A 23,348-nucleotide genomic window follows, 5' to 3' on the forward strand; every position below is an offset into this window, starting at 1 on the left:
AGGCCGAGATGAGCGACCCGCAAGCACAGCAATACGTGTTCGACGTGGTGGTCGTCGGTTCGGGCGCGGGCGCGCTGCTCGCCGCGTGCCGCGCGGCCGACCGCGGCCTGTCCGTCGTCGTGATCGAGAAGACGGCGCTGTACGGCGGCACGTCGGCCGTATCGGGCGGCGGCATCTGGGTGCCGTGCAACCACCATATCGCGGCGCTCGGCGTGACCGATACACGCGAGGCCGCGCGCCGCTATATCGAAGCGTGCGTGGCCGGTGCGTCGACACCCGACAAGCTCGACGCGTATCTCGACCAGGCGCCGCAGATGCTGCGCTACCTGGAATCGAAGACGCCCGTGCGCTACCAGTCGTTGCCGAAGTACGCGGACTATTTCCAGAAGGTGCCGGGTGCGATGCCGGGCTATCGCGCACTCGATCCGCTGCCGTTCGACGGCGGGCTGCTCGGCGACGAGTTCGACCGGCTGCGGCCGCCGTCGCCTGGCACGCTGATCGGCGGGCGTGTCGCGGTGACGTCGAAGGAGGCGCACACGCTGTTCTCGCGCGGGCCCGGCTTCATGAAGCTCGCGATCGCGCAATTCGGCCGCTACTGGCTCGACCTCGGGATGCGCCGCCGCACGCGGCGCGACCGGCGCCTGACGCTCGGCAACGCGCTGATCGGCGGGCTGCGCCGCGCGCTGCTCGACCGCAACGTGCCCGTGTGGCTCGACACGCCGATGCGCGACCTGCTCGATGTGGACGGCCGCGTGACCGGCGTGCGCGCGCAGCGCTTCGGGCAGCCCGTGACGATCGCCGCGCGGCGCGGCGTGATCCTCGGCGCGGGCGGTTTCGAGCGTAACCAGCCGATGCGCGAGCGCTACCTGCCGCAACCGACGCAGGCGCAGTGGAGCGCGACGCCGCCGTCCAACACCGGCGACGCGATCGCCGAAGGCCACCGGCTCGGCGGCGCGCTGGCGCTGATGGAGCACGTGTGGGGCGCGCCGACGGTCGGCGTTGGCGGCGAGGAGAAGCAGCGCGCGCTGTTCGTCGAACGCAACCTGCCGGGCTGCGCGATCGTCAATCGTCTCGGCAAGCGCTTCGTCAACGAGGCCGCGCCGTATTCCGAATTCGTGCCGGCGATGTATCGCGACCATGCGCGCACCGGCGTGAGCGTGCCTGCGTGGATGGTGTTCGACGCGCGTTTTCGCCGCAAGTATCCGTGCGGGCCGATCATGCCGGCGTCGATGATGCCCGATTCGCGGATTCCGGCAGCGTTTCGCGACGTGCTGGTGAAGGCCGACACGATCGACGCGCTCGCCGCGCGAATCGGCGTCGACGCGGCCGGTCTGCACGACACGCTGCGCGACATGGCGCGCTACGCGGTCACCGGCATCGACGAAGCGTTCGGCAAGGGCGACAACGCGTTCGACACGTACTACGGCGATCCGCGGAACACGCCGAACCCGTGCCTCGGGCCGGTCGACCAGGCGCCGTTCTACGCGGTGCGGATCGACGCGGGCGATATCGGCACGAAGGGCGGGCTCGTCACCGACGCGCTGGCCCGCGTGCTGCGCGCCGACGGCGCGCCGATCGACGGCCTCTACGCAATCGGCAACACCAGCGCATCGATGATGGGCACGAGCTACCCCGGCGCGGGCTCGACGCTCGGCCCGGCGATGACCTTCGGTTTCATCGCCGCCGACCACCTGGCCGCGCAGGCGGCCGACGCCGGCGGCCGGCCAGCCCGGCCATCCACGACTGAACTTGACGGAGTCCGATCATGAGCGATCTCACCACCCACCCGCTGCGCACCGACATGCTGCTCGCGATGCGCCGCCTCGCGCGCTCCGTCACGGTCATCAGCAGCGCGCACGACGGCCGGCGCTACTCGATGTCCGCGACGGCGGTCGATTCGCTGTCGACCGATCCGCCGTCGCTGCTGATCTGCATCAACCGCACCGCGTCGTTGTATCCGCCGCTCGATGCGGGCGCGCCGTTCTGCGTGAACGTGCTGTCGGCGCGCCACGAAGGCATTGCGATCGACTGCAGCGGCCGCCTGAAGGGCGAAGCGCGCTTCACGACCGGCGACTGGCACACGTCGCCGCACGGCGTGCCTTATCTGCGCGATTCGCAGGCGAGCTTCGTGTGCGAGCAGGACGGCCGCTTCGAATACGGCACGCATACGGTGTTCATCGGGCGCATCCGCGAGGTGCTGATGAGCGGCGACGTCGATCCGCTCGTCTATCTCGACGGCGCCTACACGACACCCGGCGCACCCGCGAACCGCGTGGCCGCGTGACGGCCGCACGGGTTTTCCAGCATCCGCAAGAGACGAACCATGACACGCAGACTGAACGGCACCACCGCGAACGTTGACGAGGCCCGGCGCGATGCCGGCGCATCGGCCGCGCGCGAGATCGTGAGCATGCTCGGCGGTGCGGCATCGCAGGTGCTGAACGCGTTCGCGTGCGTCGCACCGGCGCTTGCGTCGAACGCGGCGCTGGTCGTTGCCGGTCGCGAAGCCGGCCACGGCGAGCGCGCCCGCCATCCCGCCGGCACAGCGTGAGGAGCCGGCGATGAGCGATTCGCGCTTCCACCGGCTGACCGTTGCCGAAGTGATTTCCGAAAGCGACGACGCGTGCTCGTTCGTGTTCGACGTACCGGCCGCGTTGCGCGACGCATTCGCGTACCGCCCCGGACAGTTCCTGACGCTGAACGTGCCGTGCGCGGACGCGACCGTCGCGCGCTGTTATTCGCTGTCGAGTGCGCCCGGCATCGACGCCGCGCCGAAGATCACCGTCAAGCGCGTGCGCGACGGCCGCGCATCGAACTGGCTGTGCGACCGCGTGCAGGCGGGCGACACGCTCGACGTGCTGCCGCCGGCCGGCGTGTTCACGCCGCGCACGCTCGACGGCGACCTGCTGCTGTTCGCGGGCGGCAGCGGCATCACGCCCGTGCTGTCGATCCTGAAATCGGCGCTCGTGCACGGGCGCGGGATGCTGACGCTGATCTATGCGAACCGCGACGAGCGCTCGGTGATTTTCCGCGACGAGCTTCAGCAGCTCGCGCAGCGCCATCCGGGCCGCGTGCGCGTGATCCACTGGCTCGACAGCGTGCAGGGCATCCCGCAGCAGCGCCATCTCGAGGAACTCGCGCGGCCGTTCAGCCAGCAGGAGACGTTCATCTGCGGCCCCGCGCTGTTCATGGAGAACGCGCTGGCCGCGATGCTCGGCCTCGGGCTGCCGCGTACGCGCGTGCACGTCGAGCGGTTCGCGTCGCTGCCCGATGCACCAGCGCAGGCCGATACCGCGGCATCGGCTGCGGCACCGGCGGCGTCCGGCGACGGCGCGGCGATCGAGACGGTGCTCGACGGCGACGCGTTCGCGTTCGACAGCGCGCCCGGCGAAACGCTGCTCGACGCGATGCTGCGCGCGGGCGTACCGGCGCCGAATTCCTGCCGGATGGGGCAATGCGGCGCGTGCATGTGCCGGATCGAGCGCGGCGAGGTCGCGCTCGACAGCAACCACGTGCTCGATGAAGACGAGATGGCAGCCGGCTGGACGCTCGCCTGTTGCGCGCGGCCCGCGAGCGATGCGCTGCGCGTGGTGTTTCCCGATTGAGCCGTGCCGCGCCGGCGGCGCGCACGGCAACCCTGATGCCTATGACGATGGACAATGAAATCCTGACCACGCCCGCGCTGATCGCGCGGGCTGCCGCGCGCCACGGCGCGCATCCGGCGATCGAATCGGAGCATGGCCGGCTGACCTACGCGGAACTCGATGCGGCGCGTCTCGATGCGGCGCGCGCGCTGCTGGCAAGCGGCATCGAGGCCGGCGACCGCATCGCGGTCTGGGCGCCGAACCTGCCGCAGTGGATCGTCGCGGCGCTCGCGATCCACACCGTCGGCGCGATCCTCGTGCCGGTCAATACGCGGATGAAGGGGATGGAGGTCGGCGGCATCCTGCACGACGGCGGCGCAAGGCTGCTGTTTTGCTGCGGCACCTTCCTCGGCGAATCCTATCCGGAGATGCTCGCGCCGCATCGGCCCGCGACGCTCGAGCGCGTCGTCGTGTTCGACGGCGAGCCGCCGCGAGGCGCGCGCGACGAGACCTGGAACGCGTTCCTCGCGCGCGGCGCGGCGGTGCCGCTGGCTGCGGTGCGCGAACGCGAGGCGCGGGTGACGCCCGACACCGTGATGGACCTGATGTTCACGTCCGGCACGACGGGCCGCCCGAAGGGCGTGATGACCGCGCATGGCCAGAACCTGCGTGCCGCGCAGGCGTGGGCGGCGATCGCGGGCGTGCGCCACGACGATCGTTACCTGATCGTCAATCCGTTCTTCCACACGTTCGGCTACAAGGCCGGCTGGCTCGCCGCGCTGTCGAGCGGCGCGACCGTGCTGCCGCATCTCGTGTTTCAGCCGGCCGATGTGCTGCGGCGCGTCGCCGACGACCGCGTGTCGGTGCTGCCCGGCCCGCCGACGTTGTACTACGCGCTGCTCGATGCGCCCGATCGCGCGACGCGCGACCTGTCGTCGCTGCGGATCGCGGTGACGGGCGCGGCGGCAATCGCACCGAGCCTGATCGAGCGGATGCGCGCGGAGCTCGGCTTCGAAACGGTGCTGACCGGCTATGGGCTGACCGAATCGTGCGGCTTCGCGACGCTGTGCCGTCACGGCGACGATGCGGAGACCGTCGCCTATACGTCGGGCCGGCCGATGCCGGATGTCGAGCTGCGCATCGCGGGGCCGGGCGGCGCGCCGCTCGGGCCGGACGAGACCGGCGAGATCTGGGTGCGCGGCTACAACGTGATGCGCGGCTATTTCAACCAGCCGGACGCGACGCGCGAGACCGTCGATGCGGAAGGCTGGCTGCATACCGGCGATCTCGGCTGCGTCGATGCGAACGGCAACCTGAAGATTACCGATCGCATCAAGGACATGTTCATCGTCGGCGGCTTCAACTGCTATCCGGCGGAGATCGAGCGGCTGCTCGCCGCGCATCCGGCGATCGCGCAGGTCGCGCTGGTCGGCGTGCCCGATACGCGGCTGGGCGAGGTCGGGCACGCATATGTCGTGCTGCGTCCGGGCGCGCATACCGACGTCGACGAACTGAACGACTGGGCGCGCCGCAACATGGCGAACTACAAGGTGCCGCGTTTTTTCACGTTCGTCGAGCAACTGCCGACGAGCGCGGCGGGCAAGGTGCTGAAGTACCGGCTGCGCGCGGCGACCGAAGCGGCGGCCTGATCGCTGCTGCCACATACGAACGGGATGAACGCATGAACGACAACGGGTTTCCGCAGGGCGCGGTGCTGGTGTTCGGCGGCAGCGGCGGGGTCGGGCAGGGCGTCGCGCTCGAGTTCGCGCGCGCCGGCGTGCCGGTTGCGGTGGGCTATCGCAGCAAGGCCGACGTGGCCGAACGCGTCGCGCGCGACATTCGCGGCGAAGGTGTGGCGGCCACCACGCACTGCGTGGACGTGACCGATCCCGCGCAGGTCGACGCCGCGCTCGCGGCCGCGATCGACGCGCATGGCCGCGTGCACACGGTCGTCTGGGCGGCCGGGCCGTTCGTGAACCAGCGCCATATCGGCGACATGATGCTCGACGACTGGCGGCGCGCGATCGAGGTCGAGACGATCGGCTTCTTCGTGGCGGCGAAAGCCGCGCTGCCGCATTTCCGCGCATCGGGCGGCGGATCGTTCGTGACGCTCGGTTCGGCCGGGCATCTGCGCTGGCCCGATCGCGACGGGCTGTCGGTCGCGCCGAAGGCGGCGAACGAGGCGCTGGTCAAGGGGCTCGCGCGTGAGGAGGGCAGGTACAACATTCGCGCGAATTCGATCCTGGTCGGCGTGATCGAAGCGGGGATGTTTCCGGTGCTGCTCGAACAGGGGCAGTTCGACCAGGCGTGGATCGACGAGACGCAGAAGATGCTCGCGCTCAAGCGCTGGGGGAAGGCGCACGACGTGGGGCGGGCGGCGGTGTTTCTGGCGTCGGACAGGGCGGATTATGTTACGGGGCAGCAGTTGAATGTTTCTGGTGGGTATGGGTTGTAGCGGGCGTGAAAAAGCCCGCTTGGATGAGCGGGCTTCAGATTTACTCAAGGTGTGTCAGATGCCCGGAACAGCGACATCACCGGTTTGTGCACTTTTTGTCAGTATGCACTTCTGGTACGCGTATCACGATGTCACGCATTCCTTGTCGTGACAATTTTCCTCCCGGAAATCCCGCTGTTGCACGAGCTGCATCGTGACAGATCGAAAATTCAGGAGTGGTTTTGGCCTTGACACAGTCGAAGGTCGTTTGTTGCAGTGGAGACGCCATCACATCGCTTGCGGGGTGGTTGGCAATCGGATGAGCCACGGGCGAGTTCGATTGGGTCAAAGGGACGTACGTTGACCATAGGGAGTCAGTTGTCCGGACACTGCATCCTCAATCATCGCGCCGATTAGCGAATTAGGTACAACCCGTAACGTTTCGGTTTGAAGAACCGATTTGCCATCCATGGTTTGCGACTTGGCGAAATCACACGGAGCCTTGCACGTGATGCGATTCGAAATGCTCGGATCGTCCTCGTCGACCAACAGCAGAATATAATTACCGTCCTTCAGGCCAATGTAGCGCATCATGACGAGGGCCTTTGTCGCTTTTCCTGCTCTCACGTCGTCTTCACTGAGCGCTGGCTCGTAACCATACGTGCCATCCTGACTCATTGCGTAGTTGTGTGACGGGGGCCGAGGTGCAGGCGAAGCAACTACCTGCGGTGGAGGTTGTTGTGTCGTGGCGGTATCGCTCGACGCGCCGGGGCTCGCTGCGGAAGATTGAGTGTTGTTGTCGGACTGATTCGAATTACAACCTGCTACCACGGCTGCAGCCAACAAAAGAAATACGATGCGATTCACATTTTCCCCGCTAGTCGATTGGTCTCATTTACTGCCGATGGCATCCCGAGTTACTGGAGAATGGCTGCGTCACCAGTGATTTTCTAGTGGTCAGGTTGATTGCCAAATCGGCCTGCTCTTGGTCGATGGATTGTACCAAGACACGCAGTTCACGTGTTGTCATAGGAAGTCCGTAAATCAGCACATCGTGATTGGATTTGCTTTACAGAGAGGCACGACGGTTTTCATGATGTTGAAGTTGAGGCGAATTGTGCATCATGACAATGCCATTCTTTTTTGCAGCTGCAGTTACCTCGCACTGGTCGTCACGTAATCGACGTCTTCATCGGTCCGCCGTTGTAATCTCGACTGATGTATTGATCCATTGACGGACAAGATGCATGCGCACGCATCGGTATTCACCCTGCCTCGTCACGCGCGATTGCGCATCGGCATCGCTTGCGCCCGGCGCGAGGTCACACCTTTGCAACGCTTCTTCGATGTATTCCGCCGCGCGCGATTGATCGCATTGTCGACTCGCGTGCGCTGACGGCCGTCTGGCCTCATTCGATACGCGTTTCGGCATCAACGCGCGATACGTCAAATCGCGTGTTCCGCCTTCGTCTGCCGAATACGGATACGTTCCTGAAACATTTCTCCCGATTCCGCCCCGCGTGACCGTCAGTGTCCGGCGGTAACGCTTGTCCCGCTTCGGTTTGCGCCGCATGGCACGCGCTTTGCAGTTGACCCGGTGCCGCCGGTGCAAACGAAATTGGCAAGAACGATGAGCGCATCGGCCGCATGCAACGACATCGAAACAAACGGGGAATCGGATCGGGTCGCGGGCGCCGCCTGTTGCGGTGTACGCGTCGCGCAGGTCGTATCGGCCATGCGCACGGTGTAACGCGTTCCCGATCCGTCGAACAGCAAGCTTGCTTGCAAGGTGTCGTGCCGGGGATCGCGCCACGCATTGCGCAAGGGGCGCATGCGGGGGGACGGCGCGCCCGGCACATGTCGGGGGAGGCGCCCGTGAAAATGACGGTGAGCCAATGGGCAGCCGCCGCGGTGCTGTTCGCCGCGAGCGCGCACGCGCAGGAAATCTACCTGCAGGGCGGCACGCAGGGCGTCGGCATCGGCGCGGCCGTGAGCTTCAATGCGATGCTCGGTGCACACGCGGATTTCAATGCGATCGATCTTTCGCATGACTTCACGGTGGCCGGCAATCGCTATCAGGACGACCTGAAGCTGCGCCAGGGCGGCTTGTACGCGGACATCTTTCCGTGGCGGGGCAGCGGTTTCCGCGCGACGGTCGGGATGCGCTTCAACGACGACGAGCTACGCGGCGTATCGGAGCCGACCAACGGGACTTACGTGTTCGGCGGCAAGCGTTATCCGGCGTTGCCGGGGATGTATGCGGTCGCGGAAGCGCGCTATCCGACCGTGATGCCGTACGTCGGGATCGGCTACGGGCATCGGCCGGCGTCGAAAGGGCTGGGATTCGTCGCCGACCTCGGCGTTGCATACGGGATACCGAAGTGTTCATACACGCTGTCGCCGGAGCTGGCGGCCGCTGCGGGACCGGCGAAGAGCCAGATCCTGGCCGCCAGCGGGCTGGACCAACTGCGGCAGGTGATGTCGCGTTATCGGTGGTACCCGGTCTTGCAGATCGGGATTTCGTATCGGTTTTGAGCGGGGGAGTTGTCGTTGAGCGTGTTGAGCGGTGTGTTGCCGATAGGGACGTGCCAACAAACATGTTGCCTGCGATTCGGCGGTCCTGGCCGGATGGACGGGGGCTGCCTTGCGTGATCCACCCGGACGCAGTGAATGCAGCCGCCCCACGGTGGTCTGCGCGAGCTTGCGCAGGCTGGACCGCGTCGATTAGCCAATCGGCCGTCTTTTCCGTTTTTCCGATCCGGCATACCTTGCAGACAGCAGTTCGACGTGTCGGGCGAGCGACGAAAGCCGAATGGATTCATGCGGCGGTTGCCGCTCGCCGACGCCAACCACCGTTTTCCCTCTGTCCATGACGATGATAGCAATGCTTGCATTTCACCGTCACGTTGCTATCATTGATAGCAATCTGGATGGAGGGACCTATGGCAAATCTTCTGGTGCGTAACGTGGATGACGATATCGTTCAGAGCCTGCGCGAGCAGGCTGCGGCAAATGGCAGGAGTGCCGAGGCCGAACATCGGGCCATTCTGGCCGATGCGCTCGGCCGGCCGAAGCGAAGGACATTCGCGCAAGTGCTGATGAGCATGCCCGATGTTGGCGAAGACACGGATTTCCAACGTGTTCAGGATTCCGGCGAGGTCAGGCGTGTTTTTGATTGATACGAACGTCATCAGCGAAATCAGGAAGGGCAAGCGAACCAACCGCGGCGTGCGGGCGTTCTTCAGGCAGGCCGAAGCCGACGCGAGCCCGCTTTACCTGTCCGTCGTGACAGTGGCTGAACTTCGGCGCGGCGTCGACCTGATCCGTCATCGCGGTGATCACAGCCAGGCGTCGGCGCTCGAGGCATGGATGGCGACGATCCTGTCCGGCTATGCGCCGAACATCCTGCCGGTCGATATCGAGACCAGCCAGATGTGGGGGCATTTGCGCGTGCCCGATCCGGCGCACGAACTCGACAAGCTGATCGCGGCCACCGCGCTGATCAACGATCTCACGGTCGTCACGCGCAATGTCGACGATTTCGCGCGCACCGGCGTCCGGCTGCTGAATCCGTTCGATTGATTCGGGTTGCCGCACCGCGGCAACCTGCGTCCGCTTCCCGTCTTCCCCTTCGCGCGTAGCCCGTTCCGCCGGGCTTCCGCGCTTCTCCGCGCCGTTACGATTCCCCGGCGCCTCTCGTCCCAACAGACGATGTAACACCACCCCCGACCGGCCAGAATCCTTTCACGAACAACGGATTCTGAACCAGGAGGAGGCCGACATGATCGATGTCCGTGCGCTTGGCTATGTCGTCGTCGAGGCGACGCGCGTCGATGCGTGGCGCCGCTACGCGGAAGACGTGCTGGGCATGCAGGCGCTCGACGCGCCCGACGGCGCGCTGTACCTGAAGATGGACGAGCGCGATTTCCGCTACGTGATCGTCCCCGGCACGACCGACCGCTATTTCGCATCGGGCTGGGAACTGCCCGACGGTGCCGCGTTCGACGCCGCGGTTGCGGCGCTGCAGCGCGCCGGCGTCGAGCCGATCCGCGCGACGCCCGCCGAAGCCGCGCTGCGCCGCGTGCAGGCGATGGCGTGGTGCACCGACCCGTCCGGCAACCGCCACGAGCTGTACTGGGGCGCGCGCTGCGACTTCCGCCGCTTCGTGTCGCCGCTGGGCGTCGCGCGTTTCGTCACCGGCGACATGGGGCTCGGCCACGCGGTGCTGCCCGCGCTGCAGTTCGACGCGACCGACGCATTCGTGCGTGGCGTGCTCGGCTTCGAGCTGTCCGACATCTTTCGGGTGAAGTTCACGGCCGATCCGGCCGAACCCGAGAAGCGCATCCATTTCATGCATTGCCGCAACGCACGCCATCACAGCCTCGCGCTGTTCGAGATGGCCGTGCCGTCGGGCTGCGTGCACGTGATGGCCGAAGTCGACTCGATGGACGAAGTCGGCCGCGCGCTGGACCGCGTCGCCGCGCACGACGTGAAGATGTCGGCGACGCTCGGCCGGCACTGCAACGACCAGATGATCTCGTTCTACATGAAGACCCCCGGCGGCTTCGATCTCGAATACGGCTTCGGCGGCCTCACGGTCGACTGGTCGAAGCACGCGGTATTCGAGGCCACCAAGGTGAGCCAGTGGGGCCACGATTTCAGCATCGGATACCGGTAAGCCAGCACGATGACGATGAAACCTCTCGACAAGACGATGTCCGCGCGCGACGTGGTCGCGCAACTCGCCGACGGCATGACGATCGGCATCGGCGGATGGGGGCCGCGGCGCAAGCCGATGGCACTGGTGCGCGAAATCGCGCGCTCGAACCTGAAGGACCTGACGGTCGTCGCGTACGGCGGCGCCGATGTCGGCCTGCTGTGTGCGGTGGGCAAGGTCCGCAAGGTGGTGTTCGGCTTCGTGTCGCTCGACGTGATCCCGCTCGAACCGCATTTCCGCCGTGCCCGCGAACAGGGCCGCATCGACGTGCTCGAACTCGACGAAGGGATGCTGCAGCTCGGCCTGCGTGCGGCCGCCGCGCGCCTGCCGTTCCTGCCGACACGTGCCGGGCTCGGCACCGCGCTGCTCGATCACGCGCCGGAACTGCGCACGGTGAGCTCGCCGTACGACGACGGCGAGACGCTGCTCGCGATGCCCGCGATCGAACTCGACGTCGCGTTGCTGCACGTGAACGCGGCCGACCGGATGGGCAACACGCGCATCGACGGCCCCGATCCGTTCTTCGATACATGGATGGCGCGCGCCGCGCAGCGCTGCTACGTGTCGGCGGAAACGCTCGACGCATCGATCGCGACGGAAGACCTCGATGCCGCGAAACGCAATCCGTTCGAGCGTTCGCTCGTCACCGGTGTCGTGCACGCGCCGGGCGGCGCGCATCCGACGTCGTGCGGGCCGGCCTACGGCTGGGACCTGCCGCACCTGCGCGCGTACTGCGCGAGCGCGGAAGACGATGAGAAAACGGCGGCGTACCTGCGCGACGTGGTCGGCCAGGACGAACGCCAGTACCTCGAAGGCGTCGGCGGCCTGCCGCATGTGACGACGCTGCCGTTGCCGATTCTGTAAAGGAGCGCCTGTGAGCGAATCTCTCGACCATTCCCTCGCGGAACTGATGATCGTCGCGTCCGCGCGACTCTGGCGCGACGACGGCGAAGTGCTGGCGACCGGTATCGGTACGGGCCCGCGGCTCGCGGCCGGCCTCGCGCGGCTCGCGTACAACAACGGGCTGATGCTGACCGACGGCGAAGCCTATCTCGTCGAGGAGCCGGTGCCGCTCGGTCCGCGCCCCGACGGCTATCGCGTGAAGGCGAGCGGCTGGATGACCTACGAACGCGTGTTCGACTGCCTGTGGCACGGCCGCCGCCATGCGCTCGTGATGCCGACGCAGATCGACCGCTTCGGCCAGGCCAACATCTCGTGGCTCGGCGACGACTACGCACGCCCGAAGACGCAACTGCTCGGCGCACGCGGCTTCCCCGGCAACTCGACGAACCACGCGAACTCGTTCTTCGTCAGCGGCCACGGCAAGCGCACGTTCGTCGCCGGCGAAGTCGACATGGTGTGCACGGTCGGCTACAACCCGGCACGCCGGTTGCCCGGGATGAAGACCTTCGTCGACCTGCGCAGCATCGTCACCGACCTGTGCGTGATGGATTTCGGCGGGCCGGACCACGCGATCCGCGTGCGCTCGCTGCATCCGGGCGTGAGCTTCGACGAGGTGCAGGACGCGACCGGCTTCCCGATGATCGCGCATCCGGAACTCGCCACGACGGCCGCGCCGAACGCGGAAGACCTGCGTATCGTCCGCGCGCTCGATCCGCACAACCTGCGCGCGACGATCGTGCGCAACAATCCGGCGCCGCGCCGGGGATGAGGCCTGACATGGAAGCGACCCAGGTGACGTTCGGCGACGGTGTCGTCGACTACGCGGTCGAAGGCGGCATCGCGACGATCACGATGAACCGCCCCGAGTATCACAACGCGCAGAACTCGAAGATGACGTATGCGCTCGACGCGGCGTTCCGGCGCGCGGCGCACGACGACGCGGTGAAGGCGATCGTGCTCGCGGGCGCCGGCAAGCATTTCTCGGCTGGGCACGACATCGGCACGCCGGGCCGCGACATCCACGAGTCGTTCGATCGCGCATCGCTGTGGTACGACCACGTCGACAAGGAAGGCGGCGAATTTCTCTATGCGCGCGAGCAGGAGGTGTACCTCGGGATGTGCCGGCGCTGGCGCGACCTGCCGAAGCCGACGATCGCGATGGTGCAGGGCGCGTGCATCGCGGGCGGGCTGATGCTCGCGTGGGTGTGCGACCTGATCGTCGCGTCGGAGGATGCGTTCTTTGCCGATCCGGTCGTGCGGATGGGGATTCCGGGCGTCGAGTATTTCGCTCACGCGTACGAGCTGAACCCGCGCATCGCGAAGGAATTCCTGTTCCTCGGCGAGCGGATGCCGGCCGAGCGCGCGTACCAGATGGGGATGGTCAACCGCGTGGTGCCGCGCGAGCGGCTGCGCGACGCGACCTACGCGATCGCCGCGAAGATCGCGACGATGCCGCGCCTCGGGCTGACGCTGACCAAGCAGGCGCTGAACCACGTCGAGGAACTGCAGGGCAAGCGCGCGGCGATGGATGCGGCGTTCGCGTGGCATCACTTCGCGCATGCGCACAACGAGCTCGTCAGTGGCGACCGCCTCGGCGGCTACGACGCGCGCAGCATGGCCAGCTCGCAGCGCCAGCCGAACGGCGCGGACCGCGGCGACGCACCGGCACCGGTCGCCGTCAACGGAGCCGCCGCATGAGCACGACGCTTCACAGCCAGCTTCGCAGCCCGCTCCATACGCCGTTGTGTGACCTGCTCGGCTGTCGTTACCCGATCGTGCAGACCGCGATGGGCTGGGTGGCCGACGCGCGGCTCGTCGCGGCGACCGCGAACGCGGGCGGCTTCGGCTTCCTGGCCGGCGCGACGCTCGAGCCCGAGCAGGTCGAGGCCGAGATCCTGAAGGTGAAGTCGCTGACGGACCACCCGTTCGGCATCAACTTCCACATGTTCCAGAAGAACGCCGCGCAGGTGGTCGATCTCGCGATCAAGCACCGGCTGCGCGCGGTCAGCTACGGCCGCGGGCCCGACGCGAAGACGATCCGCCGCTTCAAGGAGGCCGGCATCGTCTGCATGCCGACCGTCGGCGCGCCGAAACATGCGGCGAAGGCGGTTGAACTCGGCGCGGACATCGTGACGGTGCAGGGCGCGGAAGGCGGCGGCCACACGGGTTCGGTGCCGACCACGCTACTGCTGCCGAAGGTGCTCGACGCGGTGCGGGTGCCGGTTGTCGCGGCCGGCGGGTTCTTCGACGGGCGCGGGCTGGCTGCCGCGCTCGCGTACGGCGCGGCCGGCATCGCGATGGGCACGCGCTTTCTGATGACCGCCGAATCGCCGGTGCCGCGCGAAACGCTCGACCGCTACGTCGCGGTCGGCGACCCGGCGCGCATCCGCGTGTCGGACGCGCTCGACGGGCTGCCGCAACGCATGATCGACAACCCGTATCTGCTGAAGCTCGAACGCTTCGGCCCGCTGCGCCGCACGCTGTTCGCGCTGAAGACGGCCGAGGCGTGGCGGCGCCAGAACGGGCTGCGCGCGAGCGACATGCTCGGCCTCGCGATCAAGGCGCTGCGTTCGCACGACTACACGGCAAGCCAGACGCTGATGGCCGCGAACGCGCCGTTCCTGATCCAGCGCGCGATCGTCGAGGGCCGCCCCGACGAAGGCGTGCTGCCGAGCGGCCAGGCGGCGGCGATGATCGGCGCGATCGAATCGTGCGACGCGCTGATCGCACGGATCGTCGCGGAAGCCGGCGAGCGGCTCGATGCACTGGCCGCGCTGCGTGGCGCGGCAGCGGCGCAGGCCGCATGAAGAACATCACAGGGAGGCAATGGAGATGACAGCATCCACTCAACCGGCCGGCGCGCAGCCGTTCCGGATCGATCGCGCAGACGGCATCGCCGAACTGGTGATCGCCCATCCGCCCGTGAACGCGCTCGACGCGCAGGGCTGGCATGCGCTTTCCCGCGCGCTCGACGCGCTCGGCGAAGACGACGACGTGCGCGTGATCGTCGTGCGCGGCGAAGGCCGCGGCTTCTGCGCGGGCGTCGACATCAAGGAACTGGCCGCGCATCCGGAGCGGATCGTGGCAGTCAACGCGGGCAACTACGAGACGTTTCGCGCGGTGCACCGCAATCCGAAGCCGGTGATCGCGGCCGTGCACGGTTTCGTGCTCGGCGGCGGGATCGGCATCTGCGGCGCGGCGGACATCGTCGTCGCGGCCGATTGCGCGCGCTTCGGCGTGCCGGAGATCGACCGCGGCGCGATGGGCGGCGGCGCGCACCTGCAGCGGCTGTTCGGCGTGCAGAAGGTGCGGGCGATGTATTTCACCGGCGACATGATCGACGCGGCCGAAGCGTACCGGCTCGGCGCGGTCGAGCAGGTCGTCGCGCGCGACGCGTTGCGTGATGCGGCGCTCGCGATCGCCCGCAAGATCGCGGAGAAGAGCCCGGCGATGGTGCGGCTCGCGAAGGAGGCGCTGAACGGCGTCGAGGACGGCGATCTCGAGGACAAATACCGCTGGGAGCAAGGCTTCACGCTGCAGGCGTACATGACGAACGACTCGACGGAAGCGCGCGCCGCGTTCGTCGAGAAGCGCGATGCGCGGTTCGACGCCCAAGCCGAGGAGGCGCGCGCATGAACCTGACCTATACGCCGCAACAGCAGGCGTTTCGCGCGGAAATCCGCGAATGGCTCGCCGCGCACGTGCCGCGCGAGCGGCTGCCGAGTTTCGACACCGAGGCAGGCTTCGCCGCGCACCGTGAATGGGAGCGCACGCTGCACTCGGGCCGCTGGAGCATGGTCACGTGGCCGCGCGAGCTGGGCGGGCGCGGCTGCGACCTGATCGAGTGGCTGATCTTCGAGGAAGAGTACTGGCGTGCCGACGCGCCGATGCGCGTGAACCAGAACGGCATCTTCCTGCTCGGCCCGACGCTGATGGATTTTGGTACCGCGGAACAGAAGGCACGCTTCCTGCCCGCGATGGCGGCCGGCGAGCACGTGTGGGCGCAGGGCTGGTCGGAGCCGAACGCGGGCTCCGACATGGCCGCGATCCGCACGACGGCGGCCCGCATCGGCGACGAGTACGTGCTGAACGGCCAGAAGATCTGGTCGACCCGCGCGGTGTGGGCCGACTGGCTGTTCGGGCTGTTCCGCAGCGATCCCGAATCGTCGCGCCACCACGGGCTCACGTTCCTGATGGTGCCGCTGTCCGCGCCGGGCATCACGGTGCGGCCGATCCGGCAGCTCAACGGGCAGACGGGCTTCGCGGAAATCTTCTTCGACGACGTGCGCGTGCCGGTCGAGAACCGGCTCGCGGCCGAAGGCGCGGGCTGGCAGGTCGCGATGGCGACGGCCGGCTTCGAACGCGGGCTGATGCTGCGTTCGCCGGCCCGTTTCCAGCGCACCGCGCAAGCGTTGCGCGATCTGTATCTCGCGCACCGCGACAGCGCGGACCGCGACCCGACGCTGCGCGAGCGCGTGGTATCGGCGTGGATGGATGCACAGGCCTATGCGCTGTCGACCTACGCGACCGCGAGCCGGCTGTTGAAGGGCGGCCATATCGGCGCGGAGTCGAGCACCAACAAGGTGTTCTGGTCGGAGCTCGACCTCCGCATGCACCAGACGGCGCTCGACATCCTCGGCGCGCAGGGCGAGGTCGTCCCGCAGACGGCCGCACAGCACGCGACGCTCGGCCACTGGCTCGACGGTTTCCTGTTCGCGCAGGCCGGCACGATCTACGCGGGCACCAACGAGATCCAGCGCAACATCGTCGCCGAACGGATGCTCGGCATGCCGCGCGCGTAACGGCGCCGGCGACTCCCTCACTGAACGGACATCGTATGGATTTCGTATTCGATGAAGACCAGGAAGCGCTCGCGGACAGCGTGAAGCGCCTGCTGATGACCGAGATGACGCCCGAGCTGATCCGCGAGCTCTGGGCCACGCCGACCGGGCGCTCGGATGCGCTGTGGGCGTTGTTCGCGTCGCAGGGGCTGACCGCCGTGTCGGTACCCGAGGCGCACGGCGGCCTCGGCCTGACCGAAGCGGAATGGGCGCTGCTCGCGCAGAGCTACGGTTATTTCGGCAGCCCGGAGCCGCTGCTCGATACGGCGCTCGTGTCGGCTGGCGTGCTCGCGCGGCTGCCCGCGAGCGACTGGCGCGACGCGCTGCTGCGCGACATCGCCGAAGGGCGCGCGCGTGTCGCGCTCGTGCATCCGGTGAACCCGTATGCGGCCGACGTGCACGTCGCGCAAGTGCTGCTGTGCGAACACCGCGGCGAGCTGCATCGCGTCGATCCCGCGCAATGCGCGTGGCGCGCGGTGGACAGCGTCGACCCGTCTCGGCGCCTGTTCACGCTCGACTGGGAACCGTCGGCCGCCACGCGCATCGCGGGCGCCGCCGAGGCCGCGCCGCTGCTGGATCGCGCGCTCGACCACGGCGCGTTCGCGGTCGCCGCGCAATTGCTTGGCCTCACGCAGCGCGTGCTCGACGTCGCGATCGACTACAGCGCGCAGCGCAAGCAGTTCGGCAAGGCGATCGGCTCGTACCAGGCACTCAAGCATCTGCTCGCCGACGTCGCGATCCGCTACGAGTTCGCGCGGCCGGTGGTCGCGCGCGCCGCGCAGGCGATCGCCGACGATCATCCGCAGCGTGCGGTGTTCGTGTCGCACGCGAAGCTCGCGGCGACGTCGGCCGCGCAGCTGGCCGCGCGCCACTCGATGCAGGTGCACGGCGCAATTGGCTACACGTGGGAGCTCGACCTGCAGATCTTCATGAAACGCATCTGGGCGCTCTCCGGCAGCTGGGGCGACAGCGCGTTCCACAAGGCCCGCGTGGCCGACGCGATCCTCGGCGACGCGTTGCCGATCGGCCCCGCGCAGACCTTCGACCTCGAGGAACACAACTGATGAAACAAGCCTATATCGTCGACGCGCTGCGCACGCCGACCGGCCGCCGCAAGGGCGGGCTCGCACACGTGCATGCGGCGGACCTCGGCGGCTTCGTGCTGAAGACGCTCGTCGAGCGCAACGCGATTCCGGCCGATGAATACGACGACGTGGTGTTCGGCTGCGTCGACACGATCGGCCCGCTCGCGGGCAACATCGCGCGCACCTGCTGGCTCGCGGCCGGATTGCCGCTGCAGGTGCCGGGCGTGACCGTCGATCGCCAGTGCGGCTCGTCGCAGCAGGCCGTGCATTTCGCCGCGCAGGCGGTGATGAGCGGCGTGCAGGACGTCGTCGTCGCGGGTGGCGTGCAGACGATGACGCAGATCCCGATCTCGTCCGCGATGACCTGCGCGGCGTCGCTCGGCTTCACCGATCCGTTCTCGGGCAGCCAAGGCTGGCGCGCGCGCTTCGGCGACGCGCCGGTGTCGCAGTTCGTCGCCGCGCAGCGGATCGCCGATCACTGGAACCTGTCGCGCGACGCGATGGAGCGTTATGCGCTCGAAAGCCACCGCCGCGCGGTCGCGGCGATCGAGGCAGGCCATTTCAAGCGGGAAATCGTACCGCTCGAAGGCGTGATGCATGACGAGACGCCGCGCCCCGACACGTCGCTGGAAAAGATGGCGACGCTCGAACCGCTGACGCCGGGCGGCTCGCTGACGGCCGCCGTCGCGAGCCAGACCTGCGATGCGGCCGCCGCGCTGCTGATCGTGTCGGAAGACGCGCTGAAGCGCTACGGCCTCACGCCGCGCGCGCGCATTCACCACCTGAGCGTGCTCGGCGACGATCCGCTGTGGATGCTGACGGCGCCGATTCCGGCGACGAAGGCCGCGCTCGCGAAGAGCGGGCTCGACTGGTCGCAGATCGACGTCGTCGAGATGAACGAGGCATTCGCGTCGGTTGCGCAGGCCTGGCTGGCCGACACGCGCTTCCCGCACGAGAAGACCAACCCGAACGGCGGCGGCATCGCGCTCGGCCATCCGCTCGGCGCGACCGGCGCACGGCTGATGACGACGCTGCTGCACGAGCTGGAACGCACGGGCGGCCGTTACGGCCTGCAGACGATGTGCGAAGGCGGCGGTCTCGCGAACGTCACGATCATCGAGCGCCTGTGAGCGCGTCACTTTCACGATCCACGAGGCATAAGCATGGGAATCTGTAACGGACGCAGCGTCATCATCACCGGCGCGGGCGGCGGGCTCGGGCGCGAATACGCGCTCGCGTTCGCGGCCGAAGGCGCGGCGGTCGTCGTCAACGACATCCGGCACGAAGCCGCGCAGGCCGTGTGCGACGAGATCGCGCAACAAGGCGGCCGCGCGCTCGCGAATGCGGACGACATCACGCGCGTCGACACTGCACAGCGGATCGTCGACGCGGCGCGCGAAGCGTTCGGCGACGTGCACGTGCTCGTCAACAACGCGGGCATCTGCCGCGACAAGATGTTCACGAGCATGACCGAGCAGGACTGGGACGACGTGATGCGCGTGCACCTGCGCGGCCACTTCTGCCTGTCGAGCGTGCTGGCGCGCGTGTGGCGCGATGCCGCGAAGGCGGGCAATCCGGTCGACGCGCGGATCGTCAACACGAGTTCGGGCGCCGGGCTGCAAGGCTCGATCGGCCAGTCGAACTACGGCGCGGCGAAAGCGGGGATCGCCGCGCTCACGCTGATGCAGGCGGTCGAACTGCAGCGTTACGGCGTGCGCGTGAACGCACTCGCGCCGGCCGCGCGCACGTCGATGACCGAAGGCGTGTTCGCCGACATGATGAAGAAGCCGGAAGACGGCGGGTTCGACTATTTCGATCCGGCCAACGTCGCGCCGCTGGTCGTGTGGCTCGGCAGCGCGCTGTCGGCCGACGTGACGGGCCAGGTGTTCGAGGTCGCGGGCGGGATGATCGCGGTCGCGGAAGGCTGGCGTACGGGCCCGAGCGTCGATCGCGGCGCGCGCTGGGCGGCGGCCGAGGTCGGCCCGGCGGTCGCGCAGCTCCTCGCCGATGCGCGCCCCGCGCAGCGCGTGTACGGGAGCTGACCCATGGATCTGGCGCTCACCGACGAACAGGCGATGATCCGCGACGCGGCGGCCGACGTGCTCGCCGAACGCAGCGCGTCCGCCGACGTGCGCCGCGCGCTCGAGCAATCGGCCGGCCGCGACGACGCGCTGTGGGCCGCGCTCGCGGGCGAACTCGGCTGGAACGCGCTGGCGCTGCCCGAGGCGGCGGGCGGGCTCGGGCTCGGCGCGGTCGAGCAGACGGTGCTGATGGAACAGCTCGGCCGGCGCGTCGCGTGCGTGCCGTATTTTTCAACCGCGTGCCTTGCGGCGACCGCGCTGGCCGGCTGCGACACGCCGCTGGCGACCGGCTGGCTCGCGAAGATCGCCGAAGGCGCGTGCAGCGCGACGCTGGCGCTGCCGCTGGACCTGCCGGCTGGCACCGTGGCCTCCTGGTCGCTGCCGATCGTCGCGGAGGAAACAGCGGGCGGTTATGCGCTGTCCGGCGTGATCGAACAAGTCATCGACGGCGCGCGTGCCGACCTGTTGCTGGTGCCCGCGCGGATCGCGAACGAAGGGCAGTCGATCGGCCTGTTCGCAATCGACGCTGAAACGGTGTCGGGCCTGACCGTCACGCCGCTCGAAACACTCGATGCCACGCGGCCGATCGCGCGCGTGGCGTTCGAAGAAACTCGCGTGAGCCGCGACGCACTGCTGGCCGGCCGCGATGCAGCACAGGTGCTGGAGCGCACCGCGTGGTTCGCGGCGCTCGTGCTGGCGGCTGAACAGCTCGGCGGCGCACAGCAATGCCTCGACCTGACGCTCGACTACACGAGCCAGCGCGTGCAGTTCGGCCGCACGATCGCGTCGTTCCAGGCCGTCAAGCATCGATGCGCACAGATGATGGTGTCGATCGAATCGGCGCGCTCGGCCGTGCTCGGCGCCGCGCATGCATGGGACGCGGAAGCCGGTGCGACGCCAAGCGCCGCATTGCGCGCCGACATCGCGGCCGCGAAAGCCGCCGCAAACGACGCGTATGTGTTCTGTGCGCAGGAGGCGATCCAGTTGCACGGCGGCGTCGGCTTTACGTGGGAATACGACCCGCATCTCTATTTCAAGCGCGCGCAGGCGTCGGGTGCGCAGTTCGGCACGACGCCGCAACTGCTCGAGTGGATCGCGCGCCACGCGATCGACGGCAGCGTGGCGACGCGCGACGAAACCGAAACGGCTGGATCGGCCGCATCGCCGATCACCGCCGCAACACGCCCATCCGCCGCGCGCGCAGGAGCCCTTCAATGAACAGCGAAACGCGCGAACAGCAATTGCGGCACGAAGTGGCCGACTGGGTGCAGTCGCACCTGACCGGCGAATTCGCCTGCCTGAAATACCGCGGCGGCCCCGGCGACGAGGAAGCGTGGCCGGAACTGCGCAAGGCATGGGAACGGGAGCTGGCCAAAGGCGGCTGGACCGGGCTCGGCTGGCCGACCGACGCCGGTGGGCGCGGCTTCTCGGTCGCCGAGCAGGTGATCTTCCACGAGGAATACGCGCGTGCGGGCGGCCCCGGGCGGATGGGCCATATCGGCGAAGGGCTGCTCGGGCCGACGCTCGTCGCGTGCGGCACCGATGATCAGCGTGCGCGTTTCCTGCCCGGCATCCTGGCCGGCACGCAGTTCTGGTGCCAGGGTTATTCGGAGCCGGGCGCGGGTTCCGATCTGGCCAACGTGCGCACGCGTGCGGAACAGGATGCGGACGGCACGTGGCGCGTCTACGGCCAGAAGGTATGGACGTCGCTTGCGCACGATTCCGACTGGATCTTCGTGCTGGCGCGTACCGATCCGGCGTCGAAAGGCAACAAGGGGCTGTCGTTCCTGCTGATGCCGCTCGACCAGCCGGGCCTAGAGATCCGCCCGATCAAGCAGCTCAACGGTGGCGCGGAATTCAACGAAGTGTTCTTTGACGGCGCGCGTGCGGAGGCATGCGACCTGGTCGGCGCGCCGGGCGACGGCTGGCGGATCGCGATGACGCTGCTCGGCTTCGAGCGCGGGATGTCGACGCTCGGCCAGCAGATGCAGTTCGTCCGTGAGCTCGAATGGGTGATCGACGCGGCGCGCGCATCGGGCGCGGACCGCGATCCGGTGCTGCGCCAGCGGATCGGCCGCGCATGGGCCGGGCTGCGCGTGATGCGCTACAACGCGCTGCGGATGCTGTCCGGCGCGGACGACGCCGACGGCGGCGCGCCGTTGCGCCGCGAGGCACTGATCTACAAGTACTACTGGTCGAACTGGCACCGCGACCTCGGCCAGCTCGCGATGGACGCGCTGGGACCGCGCGCGAACGTGATCGATCCGGCCGACGAAAAGCTCACCCATCTGCAGCGCGTATTCCTGTTCTCCCGTGCGGACACGATCTACGCCGGCACCAACGAAATCCAGCTCAACATCATGGCCGAGCGCGGGCTCGGCATGCCGAGAGAACCGCGAGGACAAGCATGACCGAACCCCAGATCCAGAAAGCACCGGCCTACGTGCCGGGCCACCAGCTGCTCGCCGGCAAATCGGTGCTGATCACGGCTGCGGCCGGCGCCGGCATCGGCTTCGCGGCCGCGCGCCGCTGCGCGGAGGAAGGCTGCCGCGCGCTGTTCATCTCCGACATCCACGAAAAGCGCCTCGAACAGGCGGTGCAGACGCTGCGCGCCGAAACGGGGCTGCAACAGATCCATGGCCGCCCGTGCAACGTCGCGGTCGAGGCCGACGTGCAGGCGCTCGTCGCCGACGCGCAGGACAAGCTCGACGGCGTCGACGTGCTGATCAACAACGCCGGGCTCGGCGGGTCGACCCGCATCGTCGATATGGACGATGCCGAATGGTCGCGCGTGATCGACATTAGCCTTACCGGGACGTTCCGGATGATGCGCGCGATGCTGCCGCACATGCAGGCCCGCGGCCGCGGCGCGATCGTCAACAACGCATCGGTGCTCGGCTGGCGCGCGCAGGCGGAACAGGCGCACTACGCGGCCGCGAAAGCGGGCGTGATGGCGCTCACGCGCTGCGCGGCGCTCGAAGCGTCGCCGTACGGCGTGCGCATCAACGCGGTCGCGCCGAGCATCGCGATGCACGATTTTCTGAAGAAGTCGGCGCCGGCCGACTTGCTGAATCAACTGGCGTCGCGCGAAGCCTTCGGGCGCGCCGCCGAAGTCTGGGAGGTCGCGAACGTGATGGTGTTTCTTGCAAGCGATTACGCGTCGTACATGACGGGCGAAGTGCTGTCGGTCAGCAGCCAGCACGCATGATGGACACGACCCTCGACCCCGTGCGCGCGACACCCCGCGTGTTCGCGCATCCCGGCGAACTCGCGGCGGCCGTCGGCGAGATGCTCGGCGCGAGCGCGTGGCTCGCGATCGACCAGATCCGCATCGACGGCTTTGCCGATGCGACGGGCGATCACCAGTGGGTGCACGTCGATCCGGTGCGTGCGAAGGACGGCCCGTTCGGCGCGTGCATCGCGCACGGCTACCTGACGCTGTCGCTCGTCAACTATTTCCTGCCGCAGATCGTACGCATCGACGGCGCGCGGCTTGGCGTCAACTACGGCTGCGACAAGATCCGTTTTCCCGCGCCGGTGAAAGTCGGCGCGCGCGTGCGCGGCGTCGGCGAGTTGCTGCGCGTCGAGCCGCTCGAAGGCGGCGTGCAGGCGTGGATTCGCGTGACCGTCGAGATCGAGGGCGAAGGCAAGCCCGGCTGCGTCGCCGACACGATCAGCCGTTACTACTTCTAGATCCAGATTC

The 23,348-nt window shown here is 68.1% G+C and carries 23 protein-coding genes and 1 pseudogene; 23 read left to right on the forward strand and 1 reads right to left on the reverse strand.

Annotated elements, in window-relative coordinates; all coding sequences use genetic code 11:
* Window positions 1–8: 8 nt before the first annotated feature.
* The 6 genes from VL15_RS33320 to VL15_RS33345 are packed head-to-tail and all read left to right on the forward strand — an operon-like array spanning window position 9 to window position 6,039.
* Complete coding sequence (locus VL15_RS33320; protein WP_048251064.1) at window positions 9–1,769, forward strand: FAD-dependent oxidoreductase; 1,761 nt, start codon at window positions 9–11, stop codon at window positions 1,767–1,769.
* Window positions 1,766–2,284, forward strand: coding sequence for a flavin reductase family protein (locus VL15_RS33325; RefSeq protein ID WP_048251065.1), 519 nt, complete (start codon window positions 1,766–1,768; stop codon window positions 2,282–2,284). Before VL15_RS33320 ends, VL15_RS33325 begins: the two co-directional genes overlap by 4 nt.
* A gap of 39 nt (window positions 2,285–2,323) precedes the next feature.
* Window positions 2,324–2,551, forward strand: a complete 228-nt coding sequence (locus tag VL15_RS33330) for a hypothetical protein (RefSeq protein ID WP_048251066.1) — start codon at window positions 2,324–2,326, stop codon at window positions 2,549–2,551.
* Between the two features lie 10 nt (window positions 2,552–2,561).
* Window positions 2,562–3,605 carry a ferredoxin--NADP reductase gene (locus VL15_RS33335; protein ID WP_048251067.1) on the forward strand — a complete coding sequence of 348 codons (1,044 nt, stop codon included), beginning with the start codon at window positions 2,562–2,564 and terminating at the stop codon, window positions 3,603–3,605.
* A 41-nt stretch (window positions 3,606–3,646) separates the two neighbouring features.
* Complete coding sequence (locus tag VL15_RS33340) at window positions 3,647–5,233, forward strand: FadD3 family acyl-CoA ligase (RefSeq protein ID WP_048251068.1); 1,587 nt, start codon at window positions 3,647–3,649, stop codon at window positions 5,231–5,233.
* A 32-nt stretch (window positions 5,234–5,265) separates the two neighbouring features.
* Window positions 5,266–6,039, forward strand: a complete 774-nt coding sequence (locus VL15_RS33345) for an SDR family NAD(P)-dependent oxidoreductase (protein WP_048251069.1) — start codon at window positions 5,266–5,268, stop codon at window positions 6,037–6,039.
* A gap of 54 nt (window positions 6,040–6,093) precedes the next feature.
* Here VL15_RS33345 and VL15_RS43870 read toward each other — a convergent pair.
* Window positions 6,094–6,696: pseudogene (locus tag VL15_RS43870) on the reverse strand (hypothetical protein).
* A gap of 1,179 nt (window positions 6,697–7,875) precedes the next feature.
* Between VL15_RS43870 and VL15_RS33355 the strand changes: the two are divergent.
* The 17 genes from VL15_RS33355 (at window position 7,876) to VL15_RS33435 (ending at window position 23,338) form a co-directional block, all read left to right on the forward strand.
* Complete coding sequence (locus VL15_RS33355; RefSeq protein ID WP_048251070.1) at window positions 7,876–8,553, forward strand: hypothetical protein; 678 nt, start codon at window positions 7,876–7,878, stop codon at window positions 8,551–8,553.
* 407 nt (window positions 8,554–8,960) lie between these two features.
* The gene (locus VL15_RS33360) at window positions 8,961–9,197 is read left to right on the forward strand and encodes a FitA-like ribbon-helix-helix domain-containing protein (RefSeq protein ID WP_048251071.1); all 237 of its coding nucleotides are present in this window, start codon (window positions 8,961–8,963) and stop codon (window positions 9,195–9,197) included.
* A complete protein-coding gene (locus tag VL15_RS33365; protein WP_230684579.1) occupies window positions 9,184–9,600 on the forward strand; it encodes a type II toxin-antitoxin system VapC family toxin in 417 nt (138 codons plus the stop codon). Before VL15_RS33360 ends, VL15_RS33365 begins: the two co-directional genes overlap by 14 nt.
* Window positions 9,601–9,799: 199 nt before the next feature.
* On the forward strand, window positions 9,800–10,696 hold the full coding sequence (locus VL15_RS33370; protein WP_048251073.1) for a VOC family protein: 897 nt from the start codon (window positions 9,800–9,802) through the stop codon (window positions 10,694–10,696).
* Between the two features lie 9 nt (window positions 10,697–10,705).
* Complete coding sequence (locus tag VL15_RS33375; RefSeq protein WP_048251074.1) at window positions 10,706–11,599, forward strand: CoA transferase subunit A; 894 nt, start codon at window positions 10,706–10,708, stop codon at window positions 11,597–11,599.
* Window positions 11,600–11,609: 10 nt separating this feature from the next.
* A complete protein-coding gene (locus tag VL15_RS33380) occupies window positions 11,610–12,407 on the forward strand; it encodes a CoA-transferase subunit beta (RefSeq protein ID WP_048251075.1) in 798 nt (265 codons plus the stop codon).
* Between the two features lie 8 nt (window positions 12,408–12,415).
* Window positions 12,416–13,336 (forward strand): enoyl-CoA hydratase, encoded by a 921-nt coding sequence (locus VL15_RS33385; protein ID WP_048251076.1) that lies wholly within the window; start codon window positions 12,416–12,418, stop codon window positions 13,334–13,336.
* A complete protein-coding gene (locus VL15_RS33390) occupies window positions 13,333–14,445 on the forward strand; it encodes an NAD(P)H-dependent flavin oxidoreductase (protein ID WP_048251077.1) in 1,113 nt (370 codons plus the stop codon). Before VL15_RS33385 ends, VL15_RS33390 begins: the two co-directional genes overlap by 4 nt.
* A gap of 19 nt (window positions 14,446–14,464) precedes the next feature.
* Window positions 14,465–15,274 carry an enoyl-CoA hydratase family protein gene (locus tag VL15_RS33395; protein ID WP_048251078.1) on the forward strand — a complete coding sequence of 270 codons (810 nt, stop codon included), beginning with the start codon at window positions 14,465–14,467 and terminating at the stop codon, window positions 15,272–15,274.
* On the forward strand, window positions 15,271–16,440 hold the full coding sequence (locus tag VL15_RS33400) for an acyl-CoA dehydrogenase family protein (protein ID WP_048251079.1): 1,170 nt from the start codon (window positions 15,271–15,273) through the stop codon (window positions 16,438–16,440). Before VL15_RS33395 ends, VL15_RS33400 begins: the two co-directional genes overlap by 4 nt.
* A gap of 35 nt (window positions 16,441–16,475) precedes the next feature.
* Window positions 16,476–17,543, forward strand: coding sequence for an acyl-CoA dehydrogenase family protein (locus tag VL15_RS33405; RefSeq protein WP_048251080.1), 1,068 nt, complete (start codon window positions 16,476–16,478; stop codon window positions 17,541–17,543).
* Complete coding sequence (locus VL15_RS33410; RefSeq protein ID WP_048251081.1) at window positions 17,543–18,694, forward strand: acetyl-CoA C-acetyltransferase; 1,152 nt, start codon at window positions 17,543–17,545, stop codon at window positions 18,692–18,694. Before VL15_RS33405 ends, VL15_RS33410 begins: the two co-directional genes overlap by 1 nt.
* Before the next feature lie 33 nt (window positions 18,695–18,727).
* A complete protein-coding gene (locus tag VL15_RS33415; RefSeq protein WP_048251082.1) occupies window positions 18,728–19,606 on the forward strand; it encodes an SDR family oxidoreductase in 879 nt (292 codons plus the stop codon).
* 3 nt (window positions 19,607–19,609) lie between these two features.
* Window positions 19,610–20,863 (forward strand): acyl-CoA dehydrogenase family protein, encoded by a 1,254-nt coding sequence (locus VL15_RS33420; protein WP_048251083.1) that lies wholly within the window; start codon window positions 19,610–19,612, stop codon window positions 20,861–20,863.
* The gene (locus tag VL15_RS33425) at window positions 20,860–22,056 is read left to right on the forward strand and encodes an acyl-CoA dehydrogenase family protein (RefSeq protein ID WP_048251084.1); all 1,197 of its coding nucleotides are present in this window, start codon (window positions 20,860–20,862) and stop codon (window positions 22,054–22,056) included. Before VL15_RS33420 ends, VL15_RS33425 begins: the two co-directional genes overlap by 4 nt.
* A complete protein-coding gene (locus VL15_RS33430) occupies window positions 22,053–22,853 on the forward strand; it encodes an SDR family oxidoreductase (protein WP_048251085.1) in 801 nt (266 codons plus the stop codon). The genes VL15_RS33425 and VL15_RS33430 overlap by 4 nt, the downstream gene beginning before the upstream one ends.
* Complete coding sequence (locus VL15_RS33435) at window positions 22,853–23,338, forward strand: MaoC family dehydratase (protein ID WP_048251086.1); 486 nt, start codon at window positions 22,853–22,855, stop codon at window positions 23,336–23,338. The genes VL15_RS33430 and VL15_RS33435 overlap by 1 nt, the downstream gene beginning before the upstream one ends.
* The last annotated feature ends 10 nt before the right edge of the window (window positions 23,339–23,348 follow it).

Source organism: Burkholderia cepacia (assembly GCF_001039005.1).
Classification (GTDB): Bacteria; Pseudomonadota; Gammaproteobacteria; order Burkholderiales; family Burkholderiaceae; genus Burkholderia; species Burkholderia theae.

Bases quoted from the DNA above. Each gene is read 5' to 3' on its own strand.
- VL15_RS33320 (WP_048251064.1), top strand. From the start codon at position 9: ATGAGCGACCCGCAAGCACAGCAATACGTGTTCGACGTGGTGGTCGTC.
- VL15_RS33325 (WP_048251065.1), top strand. From the start codon at position 1,766: ATGAGCGATCTCACCACCCACCCGCTGCGCACCGACATGCTGCTCGCG.
- VL15_RS33330 (WP_048251066.1), top strand. From the start codon at position 2,324: ATGACACGCAGACTGAACGGCACCACCGCGAACGTTGACGAGGCCCGG.
- VL15_RS33335 (WP_048251067.1), top strand. From the start codon at position 2,562: ATGAGCGATTCGCGCTTCCACCGGCTGACCGTTGCCGAAGTGATTTCC.
- VL15_RS33340 (WP_048251068.1), top strand. From the start codon at position 3,647: ATGACGATGGACAATGAAATCCTGACCACGCCCGCGCTGATCGCGCGG.
- VL15_RS33345 (WP_048251069.1), top strand. From the start codon at position 5,266: ATGAACGACAACGGGTTTCCGCAGGGCGCGGTGCTGGTGTTCGGCGGC.
- VL15_RS33355 (WP_048251070.1), top strand. From the start codon at position 7,876: ATGTCGGGGGAGGCGCCCGTGAAAATGACGGTGAGCCAATGGGCAGCC.
- VL15_RS33360 (WP_048251071.1), top strand. From the start codon at position 8,961: ATGGCAAATCTTCTGGTGCGTAACGTGGATGACGATATCGTTCAGAGC.
- VL15_RS33370 (WP_048251073.1), top strand. From the start codon at position 9,800: ATGATCGATGTCCGTGCGCTTGGCTATGTCGTCGTCGAGGCGACGCGC.
- VL15_RS33375 (WP_048251074.1), top strand. From the start codon at position 10,706: ATGACGATGAAACCTCTCGACAAGACGATGTCCGCGCGCGACGTGGTC.
- VL15_RS33385 (WP_048251076.1), top strand. From the start codon at position 12,416: ATGGAAGCGACCCAGGTGACGTTCGGCGACGGTGTCGTCGACTACGCG.
- VL15_RS33390 (WP_048251077.1), top strand. From the start codon at position 13,333: ATGAGCACGACGCTTCACAGCCAGCTTCGCAGCCCGCTCCATACGCCG.
- VL15_RS33395 (WP_048251078.1), top strand. From the start codon at position 14,465: ATGGAGATGACAGCATCCACTCAACCGGCCGGCGCGCAGCCGTTCCGG.
- VL15_RS33400 (WP_048251079.1), top strand. From the start codon at position 15,271: ATGAACCTGACCTATACGCCGCAACAGCAGGCGTTTCGCGCGGAAATC.
- VL15_RS33405 (WP_048251080.1), top strand. From the start codon at position 16,476: ATGGATTTCGTATTCGATGAAGACCAGGAAGCGCTCGCGGACAGCGTG.
- VL15_RS33410 (WP_048251081.1), top strand. From the start codon at position 17,543: ATGAAACAAGCCTATATCGTCGACGCGCTGCGCACGCCGACCGGCCGC.
- VL15_RS33415 (WP_048251082.1), top strand. From the start codon at position 18,728: ATGGGAATCTGTAACGGACGCAGCGTCATCATCACCGGCGCGGGCGGC.
- VL15_RS33420 (WP_048251083.1), top strand. From the start codon at position 19,610: ATGGATCTGGCGCTCACCGACGAACAGGCGATGATCCGCGACGCGGCG.
- VL15_RS33425 (WP_048251084.1), top strand. From the start codon at position 20,860: ATGAACAGCGAAACGCGCGAACAGCAATTGCGGCACGAAGTGGCCGAC.
- VL15_RS33430 (WP_048251085.1), top strand. From the start codon at position 22,053: ATGACCGAACCCCAGATCCAGAAAGCACCGGCCTACGTGCCGGGCCAC.
- VL15_RS33435 (WP_048251086.1), top strand. From the start codon at position 22,853: ATGGACACGACCCTCGACCCCGTGCGCGCGACACCCCGCGTGTTCGCG.